The sequence below is a fragment of the Streptomyces sp. NPDC079167 genome (assembly GCF_040686735.1).
Lineage (GTDB): Bacteria > Actinomycetota > Actinomycetes > Streptomycetales > Streptomycetaceae > Streptomyces.
In genome coordinates this window covers 342,399-359,775 of the sequence record NZ_JBFBLO010000007.1, presented here as the reverse complement: position 1 = coordinate 359,775, position 17,377 = coordinate 342,399, and the positions used below count along the sequence as shown (strand labels likewise).

The 17,377-nt window shown below is 68.9% G+C and carries 15 protein-coding genes and 1 riboswitch; of the genes, 6 read left to right on the top strand and 9 right to left on the bottom strand.

Annotated elements, in window-relative coordinates:
* Positions 1–70 precede the first annotated feature (70 nt).
* The gene (locus AB0P41_RS17885; RefSeq protein WP_356716791.1) at positions 71–283 is read left to right on the top strand and encodes a hypothetical protein; all 213 of its coding nucleotides are present in this window, start codon (positions 71–73) and stop codon (positions 281–283) included.
* Here AB0P41_RS17885 and AB0P41_RS17880 read toward each other — a convergent pair.
* The 6 genes from AB0P41_RS17880 to AB0P41_RS17855 form a co-directional block, all read right to left on the bottom strand.
* Entirely contained in the window at positions 280–1,296 is a 1,017-nt protein-coding gene (locus AB0P41_RS17880; protein WP_356717105.1) for a ribonucleotide-diphosphate reductase subunit beta, read from the bottom strand. The two genes, AB0P41_RS17885 and AB0P41_RS17880, sit on opposite strands and share 4 nt — an antisense overlap.
* The gene (locus tag AB0P41_RS17875) at positions 1,296–3,716 is read right to left on the bottom strand and encodes a ribonucleoside-diphosphate reductase subunit alpha (RefSeq protein WP_365932801.1); all 2,421 of its coding nucleotides are present in this window, start codon (positions 3,714–3,716) and stop codon (positions 1,296–1,298) included. The genes AB0P41_RS17880 and AB0P41_RS17875 overlap by 1 nt, the downstream gene beginning before the upstream one ends.
* Positions 3,717–3,853: 137 nt before the next feature.
* Positions 3,854–3,994: riboswitch (cobalamin riboswitch) on the bottom strand.
* A 35-nt stretch (positions 3,995–4,029) separates the two neighbouring features.
* Positions 4,030–4,530 carry a GNAT family N-acetyltransferase gene (locus AB0P41_RS17870; RefSeq protein ID WP_356717101.1) on the bottom strand — a complete coding sequence of 167 codons (501 nt, stop codon included), beginning with the start codon at positions 4,528–4,530 and terminating at the stop codon, positions 4,030–4,032.
* Positions 4,531–4,676: 146 nt separating this feature from the next.
* On the bottom strand, positions 4,677–6,299 hold the full coding sequence (gene mctP / locus AB0P41_RS17865) for a monocarboxylate uptake permease MctP (RefSeq protein WP_356717111.1): 1,623 nt from the start codon (positions 6,297–6,299) through the stop codon (positions 4,677–4,679).
* Between the two features lie 38 nt (positions 6,300–6,337).
* A complete protein-coding gene (locus AB0P41_RS17860) occupies positions 6,338–6,550 on the bottom strand; it encodes a DUF3311 domain-containing protein (protein WP_161198845.1) in 213 nt (70 codons plus the stop codon).
* A gap of 228 nt (positions 6,551–6,778) precedes the next feature.
* A complete protein-coding gene (locus AB0P41_RS17855; protein ID WP_356717109.1) occupies positions 6,779–7,543 on the bottom strand; it encodes a GntR family transcriptional regulator in 765 nt (254 codons plus the stop codon).
* A gap of 286 nt (positions 7,544–7,829) precedes the next feature.
* Here AB0P41_RS17855 and AB0P41_RS17850 point away from each other — a divergent pair, with 286 nt between their 5' ends.
* The 4 genes from AB0P41_RS17850 (at position 7,830) to AB0P41_RS17835 (ending at position 12,660) form a co-directional block, all read left to right on the top strand.
* The gene (locus AB0P41_RS17850) at positions 7,830–9,128 is read left to right on the top strand and encodes a sugar ABC transporter substrate-binding protein (protein WP_356717099.1); all 1,299 of its coding nucleotides are present in this window, start codon (positions 7,830–7,832) and stop codon (positions 9,126–9,128) included.
* A 125-nt stretch (positions 9,129–9,253) separates the two neighbouring features.
* Positions 9,254–10,270 carry a sugar ABC transporter permease gene (locus AB0P41_RS17845; protein ID WP_356717097.1) on the top strand — a complete coding sequence of 339 codons (1,017 nt, stop codon included), beginning with the start codon at positions 9,254–9,256 and terminating at the stop codon, positions 10,268–10,270.
* Complete coding sequence (locus AB0P41_RS17840) at positions 10,267–11,133, top strand: carbohydrate ABC transporter permease (RefSeq protein ID WP_356717095.1); 867 nt, start codon at positions 10,267–10,269, stop codon at positions 11,131–11,133. Before AB0P41_RS17845 ends, AB0P41_RS17840 begins: the two co-directional genes overlap by 4 nt.
* Positions 11,134–11,142: 9 nt before the next feature.
* Positions 11,143–12,660 carry a glycoside hydrolase family 3 protein gene (locus tag AB0P41_RS17835; RefSeq protein ID WP_365932798.1) on the top strand — a complete coding sequence of 506 codons (1,518 nt, stop codon included), beginning with the start codon at positions 11,143–11,145 and terminating at the stop codon, positions 12,658–12,660.
* Between the two features lie 68 nt (positions 12,661–12,728).
* Here AB0P41_RS17835 and nagB read toward each other — a convergent pair whose 3' ends face one another.
* Positions 12,729–13,514, bottom strand: coding sequence for a glucosamine-6-phosphate deaminase (gene nagB, locus AB0P41_RS17830; protein ID WP_356717091.1), 786 nt, complete (start codon positions 13,512–13,514; stop codon positions 12,729–12,731).
* 572 nt (positions 13,515–14,086) lie between these two features.
* On the opposite strand from nagB, the gene AB0P41_RS17825 reads away from it, so the two are divergent.
* Positions 14,087–15,553: a PAS domain-containing sensor histidine kinase gene (locus AB0P41_RS17825; protein ID WP_356717107.1), complete on the top strand. Its 1,467-nt coding sequence runs from the start codon at positions 14,087–14,089 to the stop codon at positions 15,551–15,553.
* Positions 15,554–15,753: 200 nt separating this feature from the next.
* Here the strand turns inward: AB0P41_RS17825 and AB0P41_RS17820 are convergent, their stop codons facing one another.
* Together AB0P41_RS17820 and AB0P41_RS17815 are read right to left on the bottom strand one after the other, a co-directional pair.
* Complete coding sequence (locus AB0P41_RS17820; protein WP_003953983.1) at positions 15,754–16,011, bottom strand: WhiB family transcriptional regulator; 258 nt, start codon at positions 16,009–16,011, stop codon at positions 15,754–15,756.
* A 320-nt stretch (positions 16,012–16,331) separates the two neighbouring features.
* A complete protein-coding gene (locus AB0P41_RS17815; protein WP_356711774.1) occupies positions 16,332–17,300 on the bottom strand; it encodes a diacylglycerol kinase family protein in 969 nt (322 codons plus the stop codon).
* Between the last annotated feature and the right edge of the window lie 77 nt (positions 17,301–17,377).

The window sequence follows — 17,377 nt, the reverse complement described above, 5'->3', positions numbered from 1 at the left end:
GGCAGTAATTCGATGCTGCATGACAGTCCTGCCACTGCCGGAATCCGTCCGCCCCGACGACAGTGGAGCCATGAACACATTCCTGAGCTACCTGGCCGTAGTCGTCCTCTTCGCCCTCGTCCTGCTGCCCGCCCTTGTCGGTCTCGCCCGGGAGCGCCGGATCGACCGCGCACTGCGTGAGGCGGAACGGAGGAGGGGGGAGCGCCCCCCGGGAACGCCAGGCGCCGCGCAGCCGCTCACGGCCACGCGGCGCCCGTACATCAGGTCCTGGGCGCGGATCTAGAAGTCGTCGTCGAAGCCGACGGACCCCTCCACCGCCACCTGGTACGCGGAGGGGCGCCGCTCGAAGAAGTTCGTCAGCTCCTGCACCCCCTGGAGCTCCATGAACGAGAACGGGTTCTCGGAACCGTAGAGCGGGGGGAAGCCGAGCCGGGTGAGCCGCTGGTCGGCGACGCACTCCAGGTACTGGCGCATCGACTCGGTGTTCATCCCCGGCAGGCCGTCGCCGCACAGGTCGCGGCCGAACTGCAGCTCCGCCTCGACCGCCTCCCGCAGCATGTCGGTGACCTGCTGCTGGAGCTCGTCGTCGAAGAGGTCCGGCTCCTCCTTGCGGACGGTGTCGACGACCTCGAAGGCGAAGTTCATGTGCATCGTCTCGTCACGGAACACCCAGTTGGTGCCCGTGGCGAGACCGTGCAGCAGACCGCGCGAGCGGAACCAGTAGACGTACGCGAACGCGCCGTAGAAGAACAGCCCCTCGATGCACGCGGCGAAGCAGATCAGGTTGAGCAGGAAGCGCCGGCGGTCGGCCTTCGACTCCAGCCGCTCGATCTTCTCGACCGAGTCCATCCACCGGAAGCAGAACTGCGCCTTCTCGCGGATCGAGGGGATCTCCTCGACCGCGTCGAAGGCCGCGGCACGGTCCTCCGGGTCGGGCAGATAGGTGTCGAGCAGCGTCAGATAGAACTGGACGTGCACGGCCTCCTCGAACAGCTGACGTGACAGATAGAGGCGCGCCTCGGGCGAGTTGATGTGCTTGTAGAGCGTCAGCACCAGGTTGTTGGAGACGATCGAGTCACCCGTCGCGAAGAACGCGACCAGCCGGCCGATCATGTGCTGCTCACCGGGTGAGAGCTTGGCGAGGTCGGCGACGTCGGAGTGCAGGTCGACCTCCTCCACGTGCCAGGTGTTCTTGATCGCGTCCCGGTAGCGCTCGTAGAAGTCCGGGTAGCGCATGGGACGCAGGGTCAGTTCGAAGCCCGGGTCGAGCAGGTTCTTGTTCTCGGACGTCGTCATTACTGGCAGGCCTCGCAGGACTCGGGGTTTTCCAGGGAACAGGCGACCGAGTCCGCGTCGGGCGCGGGTGCCTGCTCGGGGATCGGGGCGGCGGATGCCGCGCGGGCGATCCGGGTCGCCGGGCGCGAGCGCAGGTAGTACGTCGTCTTCAGCCCCTGCTTCCAGGCGTACGCGTACATCGAGGAGAGCTTGCCGATCGTCGGCGTCTCCAGGAACAGGTTGAGCGACTGGCTCTGGTCGAGGAACGGCGTACGGGCAGCCGCCATGTCGATCAGTCCGCGCTGCGGGATCTCCCACGCCGTGCGGTACAGCGCGCGCACGTCCTCGGGGATCCAGCCGAAGCCCTGCACGGAGCCGCTCGCCTCGCGCAGTGCCTCACGGGTCCGCGCGTCCCAGACGCCGAGTCTCTTCAGCTCGTCGACCAGGTAGGCGTTGACCTGGAGGAACTCTCCGCTGAGGGTCTCGCGCTTGAACAGGTTGGAGACCTGCGGCTCGACGCACTCGTACACCCCGGCGATCGAGGCGATGGTCGCCGTCGGCGCGATGGCGAGCAGCAGCGAGTTGCGCATGCCCGTCTTCGCGATCCGGGCGCGCAGCGCGTCCCAGCGCTCCGGCCAGTGCAGCTCGGTGTCGTAGTGGTCCGGGTGCAGTACGCCGCGCGCCGCGCGGGTCTCGGACCAGGCGGGCAGCGGGCCCACGGGGGTCCCCCCTGCACCGGAGCCTGCCGAAGGTGCTTGGGGGCGCTCGGCGAGGTCGCAGGACGACTCGTACGCGGCGAGCATGATCCGCTCGGAGATCTTCGTGGAGAGCGCGCGGGCCTCGGGCGAGTCGAAGGGGAGGCGCAGCTTGAAGAAGACGTCCTGGAGCCCCATCGCGCCCAGGCCCACCGGACGCCAGCGGGCATTGGAGCGGCCGGCCTGCTCGGTCGGGTAGAAGTTGATGTCGACGACCCGGTCCAGGAAGGTCACGGCGGTCCGCACGGTGGCGTCCAGCCGTTCCCAGTCGATCGAGCCGTCCACCACGAACGCGCCCAGGTTGACCGAACCCAGGTTGCAGACGGCCGTCTCGCCGTCGTCGGTGACTTCGAGGATCTCCGTGCACAGGTTCGACGAGTGCACGACGCGGCCCGGCTCGGCGGTCTGGTTCGCCGTGCGGTTGGAGGCGTCCTTGAACGTCATCCAGCCCTGCCCGGTCTGGGCGAGGGTCCGCATCATCCTGCCGTACAGCTCACGGGCCGGCAGGGCCTTGCGGGCCAGCCCCTTGGCCTCGGCGGCCCGGTAGGCGGCGTCGAACGCGTCGCCCCACAGGTCGACCAGCTCGGGGACGTCGGCCGGGGAGAACAGTGACCAGTCGGTGTCCGCGTCGACGCGGCGCATGAACTCGTCCGGGATCCAGTGGGCCAGGTTGAGGTTGTGCGTACGCCGCTGGTCCTCGCCGGTGTTGTCGCGCAGCTCCAGGAACTCCTCGATGTCCGCGTGCCAGGTCTCCAGGTAGACGGCCGCGGCACCCTTGCGGCGGCCGCCCTGGTTCACCGCGGCGACCGAGGCGTCCAGCGTCTTCAGGAACGGCACGATGCCGTTGGAGTGCCCGTTGGTGCCGCGGATGAGCGAACCCCGGGCGCGGATACGGGAGTACGAGAGCCCGATGCCGCCCGCGTGCTTGGAGAGGCGCGCCACCTGGTGGTAGCGGTCGTAGATCGAGTCCAGCTCGTCCTTGGGGGAGTCCAGCAGGTAGCAGGAGGACATCTGCGGGTGCCGGGTGCCGGAGTTGAAGAGGGTGGGGGAGGAGGGCAGGTAGTCCAGCCGGTTCATCAGGCCGTACAGCGCGGCCACTTCCTCCAGGGCCCGCTCGGAGGTGTCCTCGGCGAGCCCGGCCGCGACGCGCAGCATGAAGTGCTGCGGGGTCTCGATGACGTCGCGGGTGAGCGGATGGCGCAGCAGGTACCTGCTGTGCAGCGTCCGCAGCCCGAAGTAGCCGAAACGGTCGTCGGCGCCTTCGGCGAGCGCCCGCTCGACCAGCGCGTCGAGGGCGGCGGCGTGCAGCGTGACGAACCCGGCCGTACGGTCCGCGATCAGGCCCTCGCGGTGTCCGACGGCGACCGACGCGGAGAAGGAGACGGCGCCCTGGCCGGCGGCCTCGTCCGCGATGGTCCGGGTGAGGAGCCGGGCGGCGAGCCGGGAGTAGGCGGGGTCCTCGGAGATCAGGCCGGCGGCGGCCTCGGTGGCCAGCGAGCGCAGCTCCGCCTCGTCCGACCGGGCGTTGCGGCCACGCAGCGCGGCGGCGGCCACCCGTCCGGGGTCGGCGTCGGGCAGATCGGCGGTGAGACCGGTCAGGGTCCGCAGCAGTGCGGTCCCGGGTGCGTCGGTCGTGCGGCCTTCGGATTCCGTGGCTGAAACCGGGTCGGCTGGCGCGATGGTCACTGGGGCTATCCCTCGCTCGGCTCGGGGCCTGCGGGAGCGGGGCAGCCGGGGGCACACGGCGCCCGGGGAAGGGCAGCACGGCACGCGGCGTCCACCGGCCCTCCGCGGGGCCCGGACGTATCGGCGCCCGGATCGGTCGAGCCGGGCGCACTGTCGGCAGGTCTTCGGACTTCGGGGTGCGCGGAGCACACCGATCACACCGTTGCGGGACAGTTCCGGATTCTCACCGGATTCCCCTGCGGCGACAGCGAGGTCGAGCATACATGTGGTGGCTGCTGATTGAAGAAGCCCCCACATCTTGTGTCGTGAAGGGTCAGAGCTCCAGGCGGAACGTCAGGAGCGCGAGCCCCGGCAGGGGACACCAGTCCCGCTCGGGAGTCCGTACGAAGCCGAGGCGGCGGTATATCCGGTGGGCGCCCGTCATGGCGGACTGCGTCGACAGGACGATCCCGGAAAGCCCTCCGGCTGCCCGAGCCCGCTCGATACAGGCCCGCACGAGCGCCTCGCCCGCGCCCCGCCCACGGGCCTCCGGCGAGACGGCCAGCATCCGGAACTCGGCCTCGTCCTCCCCGGCGATGTCCGCCCACGGGCTGCCCGGCGCGACGTAGGTGACACCGCCCAGCAGCCGGCCGTCGGCGTCCAGCGCGACCAGCACCTCGGCCTCGGCGGCCCGCCGCCCGACCGCGCGGAGCTGATCCAGGTAGGGGTCGTCGGCGCCGAAGTCCAGGAGCCCGTCGCCCAGATACGCGTGTGCGGTGATCTCGCCGAGCTCCTCGAACTGAGCGGGCAGCGCCGGCCTGATCGAAACGTCCATGGGCGGCAGTCTGCCCCAGGAACCGGGTGCGGCGCGCCCCGGTTTCCGGAGACCGAACGCGCACGCCGCCGGTCCTGATACGACTCCGTCCCGGCAGGGAGGACCCTGCCGGGACGGACGTCCTGCTCCGAGTGACCGCTGTGGGGTCAGTGGCCGCCCGGGGCGCCCGCCGTGGCCGGCGGCAGCTCGACCTTGACGCCGGGGTCGCCCGCGTCCGCCGTGTAGTCCGACGGGGAGGTCTCGTCCACACCGGCCGGTGCCTTCACCGCGTTGAGGACGACGGTCAGCACGAGCACGACGACGACGTTCAGCACGAACGCGGTGAGACCGATGTACCCGATCTCGCCGATGCCCGGGATCTCCTTCGAGGAACCGCCGAAGTGCTTCTGGGTGGGGCTGGCGACGCCGTACGCGGCCGCCGTGCCGTAGATCATGCCGACCGCCCAGCCGGCGATCAGGGCCCAGCGGTGGAACCACCGGGTGAAGAGCCCGCCCACCAGGGCCGGCATCGTCTGGAGGATCCAGATGCCGCCCAGCAGCTGGAAGTTGATCGCGACCGTCTTGTCCATGGTGAGGACGAAGGCGAGCGCGCCGACCTTGACCAGCAGCGAGACCAGCTTGGAGACCTTGGTCTCCTGGGCCGGGGTCGCGTCCGGCTTCAGAAAGTCCTTGTAGATGTTGCGGGTGAAGAGGTTCGCCGCGGCGATCGACATGATCGCGGCGGGCACCAGGGCGCCGATACCGATCGCGGCGAAGGCCACGCCCGCGAACCAGTCCGGGAACATGTTCTCGAAGAGCTGCGGAATGGCGAGCTGGCCGTTGTCGACCTTGATCCCGGCCGCGATCGCCATGAATCCGAGCAGCGCCAGCAGACCCAGCATCAGCGAATACAGCGGCAGGATCGTGGTGTTGCGCCGGATCACCTCACGGCTGCGGCTGGAGAGCGTCGCCGTGATCGAGTGCGGGTACATGAAGAGCGCCAGCGCCGAGCCCAGGGCCAGGGTGGCGTAACCCCACTGGCCGGAGACGCCGGGTGCGAGCCCGGCCACCGGCTTGCCGGCCGCCTCGTTCGCGGCGGAGAACTTCTCGCCGGCGGCGGCGAAGATGTTGTCGAACCCGCCCAGCTTGATCGGGATGTAGATGATCGCCACCGCGATGACCAGGTAGATCAGCCCGTCCTTGACGAACGCGATCAGCGCCGGCGCGCGCAGCCCCGAGGAGTAGGTGTACGCGGCGAGGACGGCGAAGGCGATGAGCAGCGGCAGGTCCTTGATGAACCAGTGCGTGTTCTCGCCGCCGCCGACGCCCATGACGTCCAGGACGGCCTGGATGCCGACCAGCTGGAGCGCGATGTACGGCATCGTGGCGAGGATGCCGGTGACGGCGACCGCCAGCGAGAGTCCCTTCGAGCCGAAGCGGCCACGGACGAAGTCCGAGGTGGTGACGTAGCCGTGCTTGTGCGACACCGACCACAGACGCGGCAGGAAGGTGAAGATCAGCGGGTAGACGAGGATCGTGTAGGGGACGGCGAAGAAGCCGGCCGCGCCCGCCGCGTAGACCGCCGCGGGCACCGCGACGAAGGTGTACGCCGTGTAGAGGTCTCCGCCGAGCAGGAACCAGGTGACCCAGGTGCCGAACGACCGGCCGCCCAGGCCCCATTCGTCGAGACTGGCCTCGTTCTCGGCCTTGCGCCAGCGCGCGGCCATGAAGCCGATGACCGTGACGGCCACGAAGAAGAAGACGAACACGGCGAGGGCGATGCCGTTCACGCCGCCCTCGTCGGCCGCGATGCTGTTCAAGCCGTCCTTCACGCTGACGCACCCCCCTTGCGGGCGCGCTGGTCACGCTGCCACAGCTTGTACGCGATCATGGTGAGAGCGGTCGAGATGAGCACCCAGAGCATCTGGTACCAGTAGAAGAACGGGATGCCGATGAAGGTCGGATCGACCTTCGCGTACGACCCGACCCAGAGCATCGCCACGAACGGGGCGATCAGGCAGAGCCCGATGACCACCCTCATGGGTGTCACTGTCGGTGCTGTCGGTGGGTTCGCACCGTTTCCTTCTGGCATGTGGCGACTCCGTCCCCTCGCTGATCACCTGGTGTAATGCGCAGGAAATCTAAGCGAGCGCCCCGTCCACCGTCACCCCCCGTCCGCATTGCGGTCGTGCAACGGTCCGGTGTCGCCCGAAATGCCTGATCCCCCCGCGTGCGCGGGGGGATCAGAGGTCTCAGACCCTGACGGTGCTCAGTCCGTGGGACGCTTCAGGCGGGCGACGAACTTGTACCGGTCGCCCCGGTACACGGAGCGCACCCACTCCACCGGTTCGCCCCCTCCGTCGACCGAATGCCGGGACAGCATGAGCATCGGGAGGCCGACGTCCGTGCCGAGCAGTCCCGCCTCGCGCGGGGTGGCCAGCGAGGTCTCGATGGTCTCCTCGGCCTCGGCGAGCCGGACGTCGTACACCTCGGCCAGTGCGGTGTAGAGCGAGGTGTACTTCACCAGTGAACGGCGCAGCGCGGGGAAGCGCTTGGCCGAGAGGTGGGTGGTCTCGATGGCCATCGGTTCACCGCTGGCCAGCCGGAGCCGCTCGATCCGCAGCACCCGGCCGCCCGTCGTGATGTCCAGCAGCCCGGCGAGCGTGTCGTCCGCCGTGACGTAGCCGATGTCCAGCAGCTGCGAGGTGGGCTCCAGCCCCTGGGCGCGCATGTCCTCGGTGTACGAGGTGAGTTGCAGGGCCTGGGAGACCTTCGGCTTGGCGACGAAGGTGCCCTTGCCCTGGATGCGCTCCAGCCGGCCCTCGACCACCAGCTCCTGGAGGGCCTGGCGCACCGTGGTGCGCGAGGTGTCGAACTCCGCCGCCAGGGTCCGTTCGGGCGGCACCGGGGTGCCGGGCGGCATGGTGTCCGTCATGTCGAGGAGATGGCGCTTGAGCCGGTAGTACTTCGGGACGCGTGCCGTGCGCGCTCCCGCACCGGTCTCGCTCGTCACTCTGCCCCCGTCGGCACCCATGGCCCGCCTTCCCGACTGCTGCGTTGCTGCCGTCACCGGCTCCTCCGTCTGTCGCGGCTCACATGGTGGCACGGTCCGGTCACGGGTCGTCGCCCTCCCTCAGGTGTCGGTCCGATAACGGACGCGAGTGCACTTCTTATACACCCTTGACACCCCTAAAGGTCTAGGCCAAGCTCCCGGTACTGGTCTAAACCATTAAAGACCAGGTCCCAGACCCACAGGTAGCGCCAGGCGTACGTCTTCGCGGTGGGCGGGGGGTTGCTGGTATCCCTGAGGAGGGTGTGGCATGAAGCGCAAGCTCATAGCGGCAGTAGGCGTCGCAGCGATGATGACCGGAATCGCGGCGTGTGGTGGGGACAGTGGCGACAACGCTTCGAAGGACCCTAAGGACCGTACCGAGAGCCTGACGGTCTGGCTCATGGTCGACGCGCAGAGCACCTGGCCGGAACTGGTCAAGGACGTCAACGCGCAGTTCAAGAAGAAGTACCCGAAGGTCAAGGTCGACGTCCAGTACCAGCAGTGGGCGGACAAGGCCAAGAAGCTCGACACCGCGCTCGGTGGTGACAAGTTCCCGGACGTCGTCGAGCTCGGCAACACCGAGACGATGCAGTACATCCTCAACGGCGCGCTGGCCGAGATCGACCCCAAGAAGTACGACAACTCGGACACCTGGATCAAGGGTCTGAAGGACACCTGCACCTTCGAGGGCAAGCAGTTCTGCGTGCCCTACTACGCGGGCGCCCGTGTCGCTGTCTACAACAAGGACATGCTCAAGAAGGGCACCGGCAGCGACGCCCTCCCCCAGACCGAGGACGAGATGCTCGCCGCACTCGACAAGGTCTCGGCCGAGTACAACAAGAAGGACAAGCGCTTCTCGTCCCTCTACCTGCCGGGCCGTTACTGGTACGCGGCCATGTCCTACGTCGCGGCATACGGCGGCTCCATCGCCGAGTACGACGAGGGCGCGAAGGAGTGGAAGGGCAACCTCTCCTCGCCCGAGTCCCAGAAGGGCATCGAGCACTTCGTCAACCTGGTCAAGAAGTACAACAAGGCCGACCAGACCAAGGACGAGCAGGACCACGCCAACGTCATGGCCAACGAGAAGGCGGCCCTGATCTACGGCAACGGCTGGGAGGCCGGCTCCGTCGTCGACGGCGCCAACAACGGCAACCCGAAGCTCGAGGGCAAGATCGGCACGGCCGGCATGCCCGGCCCGAACGGCAAGGCCCTCCCGTCCTTCATCGGCGGTTCGGACCTCGCGGTGACCGCCAAGTCCAAGGTCACCGACCTCGGCGAGGAGTGGATCTCGCTCTTCACCAGCGAGAAGTCGCAGGAAGTGCTCGCCGCCAAGAACATCCTCCCGAACAACGAGAAGCAGCTCGAGCCGCTGAAGTCCAAGCCGGAGACGGCCGCCGTCGCCAACGCGGTGCCGGACGCCTGGTTCACGCCGATCGCGCCGGGCTGGACCTCCATCGAGAAGGAGGAGGTCCTGGAGAACATGCTTCTGGAGATCCTCAAGGGCACCTCGGTGGCCGACGCGGCCAAGAAGGCCGACGACAAGGTCAACGAGCTGATCAACAAGTAGTCCCAGGGCCTACGGCTCTCCAGGCGGGGGTCCGGCGAACACCGGGCCCCCGCCCCCCTTTTCGCAGGTAGAACGCCGTGATTCCCGGGTGCAGATCCCCGGAATCCCGATGGAAGGTCAGTCACGTGACTGCTGCCGACACCAAGGCCGCCGGTCCACCGGTCCCCGTACCGAGTGTCCCGGAGAAGACCGGGATCTCACCCTCCGAGCAGGAAACCGCCGGGCCGCGCCCCAAGAAGCGGCGGAAGAAGGGGGAACTCCTCCCCTACCTCCTGATCCTGCCGGCGATCCTGGCGATCGCCGCCGTCTACGTCTACCCGCTGGTCAAGACCGTGATCATGTCCTTCCAGGACCTGGGACGGGCGGCACTCTGGGGCAACGCCGAGGCGCCGTGGGTCGGCTTCGAGCAGTTCACCAACATCCTCGGCGACCCGGAGTTCTGGTCGGTCGTCGGGAGAACCATCGTCTTCATGACCGTCTGCGTCGTGCTGACCATGGGCCTCGGCCTGCTCATCGCCCTGATGATGCTGAGGCTCTCCACCTGGGTCCGGCTCGTCCTCACGGTGGCGCTGATCGCCGCCTGGTCCATGCCGCTCATGGTCGCCGCGTCGGTCTTCCGCTGGCTCTCCGACTCCGACTACGGGCTGATCAACACGCTGCTCGCCGACATCACGGGCAACGAGGACCGGTGGCTCGGCCACAACTGGTTCCTCGACCCGTTGCAGGGCTTCGGCATCATCACGCTCCTGGTCGTCTGGGGCGCCATCCCGTTCGTCGTGATCACGATGTACGCGGCCCTCACCCAGGTCCCCAAGGAGCTGGAGGAGGCGGCCGCCCTCGACGGAGCCACCGCGTTCGGCGTCTACCGCTACGTGACCTGGCCCGTCATCAAGCCGGTCTTCACCATGGTCGCCACGCTCTCGGTCATCTGGGACTTCAACGTGTTCGGCCAGATCTGGCTGCTGCGCGGCAACAAGCCCGAGCCCGAGTACGAGACCCTCGGCCTCTACTCCTTCTCCAAGGCGTTCGAGTCCACCTCCTTCAGCCAGGGCAGCGCGATCGCACTGATCACCGTCCTGATGCTCTCCGGTGTCGCCGTGTACTACCTGCGCCAGCTGATCAAGACGGGAGAGGTCGAATGAGCGCCTCCACGAACACGCCGGCCCAGGTCCTGCGGCCCGACCGTAAGAGGAACCGCCTCGGCTACAACATCCTGGCGCTGATCACGGCCGGGATCATGGCCTTCCCGGTCTACTGGCTGATCGTCAGCTCGCTGCGCCCCAACCACGAGATCCGGTCCTACGACCAGACCCTGTGGCCGTCCTCCCTCACCTTCGACAACTTCGCGCGCGCGGTGAAGCAGGACAACTTCGTCACGGCGATCCAGTCGAGCCTCATCGTCTCGGTCACGGCGGTCGTCGGCGGCATGATCATCGCGACCCTCGCGGCGCTCGCCATCGGACGCTTCCGCTTCTTCGGGCGGAAGGCGCTGATGATGGTCATGATCCTGGTCCAGATGCTGCCCCCGACCGCGATGCTGATCCCGATCTACCTCCAGCTCAACGCGATGGGAGGCATCGACGAGTACTGGGGACTCATCGTCGTCTACCTGGTCTCCACGCTGCCCTTCGCGACCATCATGATCCGCGGATTCGTGATCAACATCCCGGTGGAGCTCGAGGAGTCCGCGATGGTGGACGGCTGCACCCGCATGCAGGCCTTCCGCCGGGTCATCTTCCCGCTGCTGGCGCCGGGCCTCGCGGCCGCCTCCATCTTCGCGCTGGTCAACGCCTGGAACGAGTACCTCTTCGCGTACATCCTGATCAACGACAACTCCAAGTACACGCTCAACGTGTGGCTGATGACCTTCACGACGGAGCGCGGAACGGACTACGGCGCGCTGATGGCGGCCTCCACGCTCATCTCCATCCCGGTCGTCATCTTCTTCATGATCATCCAGGGGAAGATGGCTACGGGGCTCACCTCAGGCGCCGTGAAGGGATAACGCAGCCCCATGACCACCCTCGTATCCACCATGGACACCGTCACCCGCGACGCGCTCGCCGTGCTCCAGCCCGGCTTCACCGGGACGACCGCCCCGGACTGGCTCCTGCGCAGGGTCGGCGAAGGCCTGGCCTCCGTCGGGCTGTTCGGCCGGAACATCCACTCACCCGAGCAGCTCTCCGCGCTCACCGCCCGGCTGCGTGCCGAGCGGGACGACGTGCTCGTCGCGATCGACGAGGAGGGCGGTGACGTCACCCGGCTGGAGGTCCGCAACGGCTCCTCCTTCCCCGGCAACCTCGCTCTCGGCTCCGTCGACGACACCGACCTGACCAGGGCCGTCGCCCGGGAGCTCGGCCGACGGCTGGCCGAGTGCGGGGTCAACCTCAACTGGGCGCCGTCCGCCGACGTCAACTCCAATCCGGACAACCCGGTCATCGGCGTACGCTCCTTCGGCCCCGGCACCGGGCTCGTCGCCCGACACACCGCCGCGTACGTCGAGGGCCTCCAGTCCGCCGGGGTCGCCGCGTGCACCAAGCACTTCCCCGGGCACGGCGACACGGCGGTCGACTCGCACCACTCGCTGCCCCGCATCGATGTGGACCTGGACACCCTGCACGCCCGTGAGCTGGTGCCTTTCCGGGCGGCCATCGCAGCGGGTTCCAAATCGGTGATGAGCGCGCATATCCTGCTCCCCGCACTCGACCCGACCAGGCCCGCGACTCTGAGCCCCCAGATCCTCACCGGTCTGCTGCGCGACGAACTGGGCTACGACGGGCTGATCGTCACCGACGGCATGGAGATGGACGCCATCGCCGGCACGTACGGCATCGAGCGCGGATCCGTCCTCGCCATCGCGGCGGGCGCCGACGCCATCTGCGTCGGCGGCGGGCTGGCCGACGAGGACACCGTGCTGCGGCTGCGCGACGCGCTGGTGACAGCGGTGCGGACCGGTGAACTGCCCGAGGAGCGGCTGGCCGACGCCGCCGCACGTGTACGGGCCCTCGCGTCCTGGACGCAGGGGGCCAGGGGGGCTGCCTCGGAGCCGGGCGCGGACACGCAGGAGGGGACCGCGCCCGGCCCCGGAGCCGGCATCGGACTGGTCGCCGCCCGGCGAGCCGTGACGGTCACGGGCACCGCCGAGCCGCTGCGCGAGCCGGCCTACGTCGCGGCCTTCGCCCCGGTCGCCAACATCGCGGTCGGTGACGAGACCCCGTGGGGCGTCGCGGCCGAGCTGGCCCGGATCCTGCCCGGCACGGAGACGGACACCTACAGCACCACGAGCGCCTCGCCGGCCGCCGAGGTGCTGAGGGCGGCGGGGGAGCGGCGCATCGTGGCCGTCGTCCGCGACGTCCACCGGCACGCCTGGATGCGCGAGGCGCTGGACGCCGTGCTGGCCGCCCGCCCCGATACTGTCGTGGTCGAGATGGGTCTGCCCTACGCACCGCCCCGAGGTGCCCTGCACATCGCCACGCACGGCGCGGCGCGGGTCTGCGGGGTCGCGGCCGCGGAGGCGCTCACGGGCTCCTGAACCGCCGGAGCAACGCGTGAGGGCCGGGCCACCGTCACAGGTGGCCCGGCCCTCACGCGTACGGGTCCCTACAGGCCCTGCCACCGCGGCTTCGCCGCGTACGTGGCGCGGAAGTAGTCCGCCAGCTTCAGCTTGGACGCCGCGGCCTCGTCGACCACCACCGTGGCGTGCCGGTGCAGCTGGAGCGCCGAGGCCGGCACGACCGATGCGACCGGGCCCTCGACCGTGCGGGCGACCGCGTCGGCCTTGCCCTCGCCGGTCGCGAGCAGGATCGGGTGGCGTGACTCCAGGATCGTGCCGATGCCCTGGGTGATGACGTGGCGCGGCACCTGCTCGATGTCGTCGTCGAAGAAGCGCGCGTTGTCGATCCGCGTCTGCTCGGTCAGCGTCTTGATGCGGGTACGGGAGGCGAGCGAGGAGCACGGCTCGTTGAAGCCGATGTGCCCGTCGGTGCCGATGCCGAGCAGCTGGAGGTCGACGCCGCCGGCCTCGGCGAGCGCCTTGTCGTACTCCTCGCAGGCCGCCTGGACGTCCTCGGCGGTGCCGTCCGGGCCCATGAAGGACTTCTCGGAGAGGCCGAGCGGTTCGACGACCTCACGCAGCACGACCGAGCGGTACGACTCGGGGTGGCCCGCGGGCAGGCCGACGTACTCGTCGAGCTGGCAGATGCGGGCGCGCGAGGCGTCCACGGCGCCGGAACGGACCTTCGCGGTCAGGGCCTGGTAGATGGGCAGCGGGGTCGAGCCGGTGGCCACGCCGAGCAGGGCGTCCGGCTTGCTGCTCAGCAGGGACGCGATGGCCTCCGCGATCAGTTCGCCGCCTGCTGTGGCGTCCGGGACGATGACAACTTCCACGCTGTGCCTGCCGATCTGGAGAGTGGCGTCATGTGGTATAGACCAATTGTGAGGCCAATCTAGCAGAACGGCGCGGCCGTGAGGTGAACCGTCCGCCCGTGGGTCATCGGTTGTCGCCCTGTCGGCGGACCGTCCCGGCCGTGGCGGGGTGCTTGGGATCAGCCGCAGGCCGAGGGGCCCCGGAAACACCCGCGGGCCGCGGCGCCGGGACGGGACCCTCAGCCCGTCCGGTACCGCAGCCCGGAGCTGCGGGCCTGCCAGGCAGGCCCTGCCTGGCCGGCGGTGTGCGGTGCCTCCGGCCACTGGAGGCACCGGCGCAGTCAGGGCAGAGAGCGCCGGTCACCTCGATCCGCTCTCCTGTGCGGGGAGAGCGGAGGTCTGTCTCGCGGGGGGCACGGCCTGACCGTGGTCACCCCCACGTGGTGCATTGTGGACTAGACCAATAGACCCTGTCCATCCGTATGCACGGACGATCTCCCGCCCGCACACCCGCCCTCACAGTGTCACGCATCCGGGGACCGAACGGTTCGGAACCACTTCGTCCGCACAGGTACGCTCGCCATGTGCCCTCCATGAACGACCTCGTCCGCCAGCACACAGCCCTGAGTGACACCGACCTCGAGTGGCTCCATCTGCTGGTCTCGGAGTGGCAGCTGCTCTCCGACCTGTCCTTCGCCGACCTCGTCCTGTGGGTGCCCACCCGCGACGGGACCCGCTATGTGTCCGTCGCGCAGATGCGGCCCAACACCGGCCCCACCTCCTACCAGGACGACATGGTCGGCCACCTCGTGCCGCGCGGCCGCCGGCCGCTGCTCGACGCCGCCCTGGACGAGGGCCGCATCGTGCGTGAGGGGGACCCGGAGTGGCGGGAGGAAGTGCCCGTCAGGGTCGAGTCGATCCCCGTACGGAGGGAGGGCCGGGTCCTCGGGGTCATCGCCCGCAACACCAACCTGCTCACCGTGCGCACGCCGTCGAGGCTGGAGCTCACCTACCTGCAGTCGGCGTCCGACCTGGCCCAGATGATCGCCGCGGGCTCCTTCCCGTTCCCCGGGCAGCAGGTCGACATGGACGCGTCGCCGCGCGTCGGCGACGGGCTGATCCGGCTCGACGCCGACGGCGTCGTGCAGTACGCCAGCCCCAACGGCCTCTCCGCCTACCATCGGCTCGGACTGGCCTCGGACCTCGTCGGCCACAACCTCGGCGCGACCACCGCCGAACTCGCCCCGTCGCGCGGCCCGGTGGACGAGGCCCTCGTCAAGGTGGCGAGCGGATACGCGCCCCGCGAGTTCGAGGTCGAGGGTGCCGGCGGGGTCATCCAGTTGCGCGCGATCCCGCTCAAACCCAAGGGAGTGCGGATCGGTTCGCTGGTGCTCCTCCGCGACGTCACGGAACTGCGGCGCCGCGAGCGGGAATTGATCACCAAGGACGCCACCATCCGGGAGATCCACCACCGGGTGAAGAACAACCTCCAGACCGTGGCCGCCCTGTTGCGGCTCCAGGCGCGCCGGATGGACTCGGAGCGGGGCCGGGAGGCGCTCAACGAGGCGGTACGGCGCGTCGGTTCGATCGCCATCGTCCATGAGACGCTGTCCCAGAATCTGGACGAGCGGGTGGAGTTCGACGAGATCGCCGACCGGGTGATCTCGATGGTTGCGGAGATCTCGCCCGGAAAGGTCACCTGCCGGCGCACGGGGCGCTTCGGGATCCTCGACGCGGAAGTGGCCACTCCGCTCTCGATGGTGCTGACAGAGGTGCTGCAGAACGCCCTGGAGCACGCGTTCACCGTGGCCGAGCAGGGCACGGTGGAGGTGTCCGCGGTGCGCGGCGGCTCACCGGCCGAGGGGCGGCTGCTCATCACCGTGACGGACGACGGGCGCGGGCTGCCCGAGGGGTTCGACCCGCAGCGGGCCGGCAATCTGGGACTGCAGATCGTGCGGACCCTGGTGGAGGGCGAGCTGGGCGGCACCTTCGGCATGGTCCCGGCCCCGGTGCGCGGCACGCAGGTGGTGCTCGACATCCCCGTACAGAACGACAAGTAGCGCGGCGTACGGAGCGACAAGCAGCGCGGCGACGGCCGCCGCACAGCAGTGGGCCCGGACCGTTGTAACGGTCCGGGCCCACTGCGTGGTGCTCACGGTGCGATGCGCTTCGGGGGTACTGCGCGCTGCGACTCGAAGGCGGGGCTGTGCGTACGCTCTGTACGCGCCGCCTGGCTGGGGCTCGTTGTGGGGGGCGTCGGTCAGGCGCTGGCGTTACGCGCCCGGTTGCGAGCGGCGCGGCGCTTCATTGCGCGGCGCTCGTCCTCGCTGAGGCCACCCCAGACGCCGGAGTCCTGGCCGGACTCGAGCGCCCACTGCAGGCACTGCTCCATGACGGGGCAGCGACGGCAGACGGCCTTGGCTTCCTCGATCTGCAGCAGCGCAGGACCGGTGTTGCCGATGGGGAAGAACAGCTCGGGGTCTTCCTCACGACAAACGGCGTTGTGACGCCAGTCCATGGCTGCTACCTCTCCTTGGTATTACATGCTGGTGCTTGTGAATGTGAACGCTTTCACGAATCCCCCCGCAGACGAAGGTCCGACGCCCAGATGAACTGGATGTGGTCCTGTTGTGGTGAGGAGGGGTTCTGGCTTTCAGTGGAGGCCGATGTTGCGGGCCGTCCCGATCGCCATGTAGAGATTCCCAAACCTCGGCAGCGGATACAACCCCTTCTGGAAAGTTTTTTTTGATTCCTCGGTGTCGACTAGGTCACAGCCGTACTTCTAAGGGGTGGGGGCCAGCCCAAACGTTCGAGTTAAAGGACTTTCGCCCCTTCCACTCACACAATCACACGCAGTGCACGGCGTACGCCTGTGAACGTCACGCTCGTACGCAGTCCCAGGTGGTCGCCGTCCATCTGGAAGGGCAGTGGGGCCTTGGAATGCAAGGTGAAGTCCGTGAGGTCGTGCAGCGACACGGCGTGCTTGCCGTGCGGCCCTTTCTCCGGGCTGGAAGTGAGCAGCTGGGTGGCGTACCGGGTCACGGCGGGGGTGGAGAGACGCTTCAGTCCGAGCACGTCCAGGGCGCTGTCGAAGGACGCCTTCGGGGAGGCGTATATCGGACGGTTCCCCAGGTAGGTCCAGGGTGCGGTGTTGCAGATTATCGACAACGCGAGGTCGGTGACCGGGTCCTGGCCAGGGACCTCCAGCGTGATCGTTCCGTTGCGCCGGTGCGGGTCGTCCATGAACTGCCGGAGCACCTGGCGCACGTACAGCGCATGGGTCGAGCGCTTGCCCCGCTCGCGTTTCTGTTCGACCCGGCCGATGACACCCGCATCGAAACCGAGCCCCGCGCAGAAGGTGAACCAGCGGCCGGGGACGGCCTCGTCCGCCGTACCCGGGGTGCCGGCCGCCAGACCGAGCCCCACGGTGCGCTCGCTGCGGGCCTCCAGGGCGTCCAGGATGGCGCCCGTCGCCTCCACGGCGTCGTTCGGGATGCCCAGGGCCCTGGCGAAGACGTTGGTGGAACCACCGGGGACCACGGCGAGGCTCGGCAGCCCTTCCGGATCCGGGCCGTCGTGCAGCAGCCCGTTGACCACCTCGTTGACCGTGCCGTCGCCGCCGAGCGCGACCACCAGGTCGATGTCGTCGGAGTCGGCTGCCCGTCGCCCCAGGTCGCGGGCGTGCCCGCGGTACTCCGTGGTCACGGCCTCGATCTTCATCTCGCTCGCCAGGGCGTGGATGAGCACGTCACGCGTACGCGCGCTGGTAGTGGTGGCAGCTGGGTTGACCACGAGAAGTGCGCGCATGCCCGCCAGAGTACCTACCGTGCCGTACCGCCCTGAAGTCCCGATCCGCCGGGTCTACAGGCGGTCACACAGCGTGA

Excerpts from the sequence above, each read along its gene's own strand:
- AB0P41_RS17885 (WP_356716791.1), top strand. The coding sequence starts at position 71 with ATGAACACATTCCTGAGCTACCTGGCCGTAGTCGTCCTCTTCGCCCTC.
- AB0P41_RS17880 (WP_356717105.1), bottom strand. The coding sequence starts at position 1,296 with ATGACGACGTCCGAGAACAAGAACCTGCTCGACCCGGGCTTCGAACTG.
- AB0P41_RS17870 (WP_356717101.1), bottom strand. The coding sequence starts at position 4,530 with ATGGACGTTTCGATCAGGCCGGCGCTGCCCGCTCAGTTCGAGGAGCTC.
- AB0P41_RS17860 (WP_161198845.1), bottom strand. The coding sequence starts at position 6,550 with ATGAGGGTGGTCATCGGGCTCTGCCTGATCGCCCCGTTCGTGGCGATG.
- AB0P41_RS17855 (WP_356717109.1), bottom strand. The coding sequence starts at position 7,543 with ATGGGTGCCGACGGGGGCAGAGTGACGAGCGAGACCGGTGCGGGAGCG.
- AB0P41_RS17850 (WP_356717099.1), top strand. The coding sequence starts at position 7,830 with ATGAAGCGCAAGCTCATAGCGGCAGTAGGCGTCGCAGCGATGATGACC.
- AB0P41_RS17840 (WP_356717095.1), top strand. The coding sequence starts at position 10,267 with ATGAGCGCCTCCACGAACACGCCGGCCCAGGTCCTGCGGCCCGACCGT.
- AB0P41_RS17835 (WP_365932798.1), top strand. The coding sequence starts at position 11,143 with ATGACCACCCTCGTATCCACCATGGACACCGTCACCCGCGACGCGCTC.
- AB0P41_RS17825 (WP_356717107.1), top strand. The coding sequence starts at position 14,087 with ATGAACGACCTCGTCCGCCAGCACACAGCCCTGAGTGACACCGACCTC.
- AB0P41_RS17820 (WP_003953983.1), bottom strand. The coding sequence starts at position 16,011 with ATGGACTGGCGTCACAACGCCGTTTGTCGTGAGGAAGACCCCGAGCTG.
- AB0P41_RS17815 (WP_356711774.1), bottom strand. The coding sequence starts at position 17,300 with ATGCGCGCACTTCTCGTGGTCAACCCAGCTGCCACCACTACCAGCGCG.